4 protein-coding genes and 1 pseudogene are annotated in these 2,791 nt (G+C 64.3%); 1 reads left to right on the top strand and 4 read right to left on the bottom strand.

Features of this window, described 5'->3' with window-relative positions:
• Positions 1–450, top strand: a pseudogene (locus EN738_RS33125) (cobyric acid synthase CobQ); the annotation flags it as partial.
• Here the strand turns inward: EN738_RS33125 and EN738_RS33120 are convergent.
• From EN738_RS33120 to EN738_RS33105, 4 genes are all read right to left on the bottom strand, one after another.
• Positions 447–869, bottom strand: coding sequence for a VOC family protein (locus EN738_RS33120; protein WP_127287227.1), 423 nt, complete (start codon positions 867–869; stop codon positions 447–449). The pseudogene EN738_RS33125 and the gene EN738_RS33120 overlap by 4 nt on opposite strands.
• Positions 870–960: 91 nt before the next feature.
• Positions 961–1,785: an AraC family transcriptional regulator gene (locus EN738_RS33115; protein WP_127287226.1), complete on the bottom strand. Its 825-nt coding sequence runs from the start codon at positions 1,783–1,785 to the stop codon at positions 961–963.
• 103 nt (positions 1,786–1,888) lie between these two features.
• Positions 1,889–2,059 (bottom strand): hypothetical protein, encoded by a 171-nt coding sequence (locus EN738_RS33110; protein WP_126054125.1) that lies wholly within the window; start codon positions 2,057–2,059, stop codon positions 1,889–1,891.
• A 51-nt stretch (positions 2,060–2,110) separates the two neighbouring features.
• Positions 2,111–2,791 (bottom strand): TSUP family transporter (locus EN738_RS33105; RefSeq protein WP_245494845.1); only part of this gene is annotated, 681 nt, incomplete at its 5' end.

Raw genomic sequence — 2,791 nt, 5'->3', positions numbered from 1 at the left:
TTCCAGATGCTCGGCCGCAAGGTCAGCGATCCCGCCGGCATCGAGGGCGGCGCGACCGAGGCGGAGGGGCTCGGCCTGCTCGACATCGAAACGCTGATGGAGCCGGAGAAGACGGTCCGCAATGTCAGCGCCCGCTCGGTGCAGTTCGATCTGCCGCTCGAAGGCTACGAGATACATCTCGGCCGCACCGTTGGTCCGGATTTGGCGCGGCCGTCCGCCATCATCAACGGCATCGATGACGGCGCGATCTCCGCCGACGGCAAGGTGGTCGGCACCTATCTGCACGGGCTGTTTTCCGCAGACGCCTTCCGGGCAAGATTCCTGGAAAGCCTCGGCGTCAAAGGCGGCGGCATCGATTATCGCGCCGATGTCGAGCGGGCGCTGGACGAGGTCGCGGCCGAACTGGAAACCCACCTCGACTGCGACGCGATTTTTGGCCTGGCCCGTTAGCTGGCGGCGTCTCCTGCCTTCGGCCAATAGGTGCCAAACGACCAGGCATTGCCTTCGGGGTCGCGGCAGATGAACTCGCGGCTGCCATAGTCGCGATCGGTCAGTTCCTGCAGGATCGTGGCGCCGGCCTTTCTTGCCCTGGCGTAGGCGGCATCGGCGTCTTCCACCGCGACATAGATCGACTTGCCGCCGCCGGCGCCCGGCTCGCCGACCATCTTGCCGTAGTCGTCGTCACGCGCGGTGCCGAGCATGATCATCGAGGCGCCGAAGACGAGCTCGGCGTGATGCACGACGTCGCCCCCGCCATAGCGGGCGCGCACGGTGAAGCCGAAGGCGTCGCACAGCCAGTCGATCATTCCGGCGGCATTCCTGTAGCGCAGAGCGGGGTAGAGACGAGGTGCTTCGTTCGCGGTCGACATGGCAATCTCCCTGGTGTCGGTTGATGGTATCCAGTCTCGGCGAAGGCCGCCGCGGCGTCTTGAAGAAATGTTACCTCGGTGGAGAAAGATACTATGCGAGCGCGGTTGGCGTCTCGCCGGCGAGATCGCGGAATTCGCGCACCAGATGCGCCTGGTCAGCATAGCCGCAATCGGCGGCGATCCCCGCCCAGTCGTCGAGCTGATGCTTGGACAGCGAGAGCGCCCGGTTGAAGCGCACGATGCGCGACAGCGTTTTCGGCCCGATGCCGATCGCGTCGGAAAATTTCGCCGCGAGATGCTTGCGGCTCCAGCCGAGCTCATCGGCAAGCACGGAGACCCGCGTGCGTCCGCCAGAGCCAATGACTTGCCGGTAGGCCCAGGCGATCTCGGCTGACATCCGCTTCGCCTCCGCCAGCCTTGCTGCGACGAAGCTCTCGGCAATCGCGAAACGCGAGCTCCAATCCCGTGCCTCGCCGAGCCTTTCGCGCAGCGCGATGCCTTCGAGGCCAAGCACATCGTCGAGCCCGACCACGCGGTCGGTCAGCTCGCTCATCGGCAGGCCGAAGAAGCGGCGGGCGCCGAGCGGGGTGAAGTTGATCTGGACGCAGCAGGCGCCGCCGAAGGATTGGATCACCACCGGCCCGGCAAAGAGGCCGGCGGCAAAGCTGGCGAAGCGATCGTTGTCGCCGGGATCGCGCCCAAGCCCGATGGCGAAGGGCTCGGCGAAGCTGATCACCAGCGGCACGGTCAGCGAAGCATATTCGACATTGCGGGAGCAGACGGGCAGCATCTCGCGATAGCCGCAAAGGTCGGTGACTGAGCCGGCAAGCGAAGCGTCAGCCGCTCGCCGCACCATCTCGAACCTTGCGGCTAAAGAATGGTCCTGTTCATGACGGCGCTCTGTCTCGATCGACATCGGCAATCCTCGCCCGCCAAATCTAGCAGACCACATTCCGAAATCAAAAGCGCCCGGCTTGTGGCCGGGCGCTCCGGTTACCTGAGATCTGAATGTGCCTGACTTAAGCGCCGCGCATCATGCAGCCGGCGGCAAGCACGATGTAGCCGATGAGAACAATCCACACTGCGGCAAGAGGAATGAACGCAAGAACGCCAAGAGCGGCGAGAACGCCGATGATGGCGATGACAAGGGAGATAATGAAAATAAGCTGAGTAGGTGCACTGAGATTCATGTGTGGCTCCTCCAACATGATTCGTACGCCGGCATTGTATCAGCGGGGCCGTCACACACCAATCAGCTGGCGCAGCGGGTTCGCCGGGTCGGCGAGAAGCTTCACCGCCAGCGCCACGCAGACGACAACCAGCAGCGGCTTGATCAGCCGGGCGCCGATGCGGATGGCGAGGCTGGCGCCGAGGCGCGCGCCGAGGAACTGGGCGGTCGCCTTGAGTACGCCGTAGCCGGCAAGGCTGACGAAGGCCAACATGTAGAAGGAGCCTGCACCAGGTCCGAAAAGGCCGTCATAGAAGCCGACAAGAGGTGGAACGATCAGTCCGAACAGGAAGGGCGACAGGCGCTCGGCGCGGTCGACATCGTTCATGTTGGGCTTGAGCGCGAAATAGAGCGCGATGGCGATCAAAAGCAGTGGCAGCAAGGCGCGCAGGAAATCACCGGGCACGATTGTAGCCAGCAAGGCGCCGACGGCGCTGCCGATTAACGCCAGCAAGGCGGACGGCAACTGCCGGCGCAGCTCGACATGGCCGTTCGCCGCATAGTGGATGGTGGCCGACCCGGAGCCGAACATGCCTTGCAGCTTGTTGGTGCCGAGCGCGGCAGTCGGCGAGAAGCCCGCCAGCAGCAGCGCCGGAATGGTGATCAGGCCGCCGCCGCCGGCGATGGAATCAACGAAGCCGGCGGCAAACGCGGCGAAGGCCAACACGGCAACAGTCTGTATGCTAAGATCGAT

It is taken from the genome of Mesorhizobium sp. M4B.F.Ca.ET.017.02.2.1, from assembly GCF_003998955.1.
Lineage (GTDB): Bacteria > Pseudomonadota > Alphaproteobacteria > Rhizobiales > Rhizobiaceae > Mesorhizobium > Mesorhizobium abyssinicae.
This window is presented reverse-complemented; position numbering and strand designations above follow the sequence as displayed.

Excerpts from the sequence above, each read along its gene's own strand:
- EN738_RS33120 (WP_127287227.1), bottom strand. The coding sequence starts at position 869 with ATGTCGACCGCGAACGAAGCACCTCGTCTCTACCCCGCTCTGCGCTAC.
- EN738_RS33115 (WP_127287226.1), bottom strand. The coding sequence starts at position 1,785 with ATGTCGATCGAGACAGAGCGCCGTCATGAACAGGACCATTCTTTAGCC.
- EN738_RS33110 (WP_126054125.1), bottom strand. The coding sequence starts at position 2,059 with ATGAATCTCAGTGCACCTACTCAGCTTATTTTCATTATCTCCCTTGTC.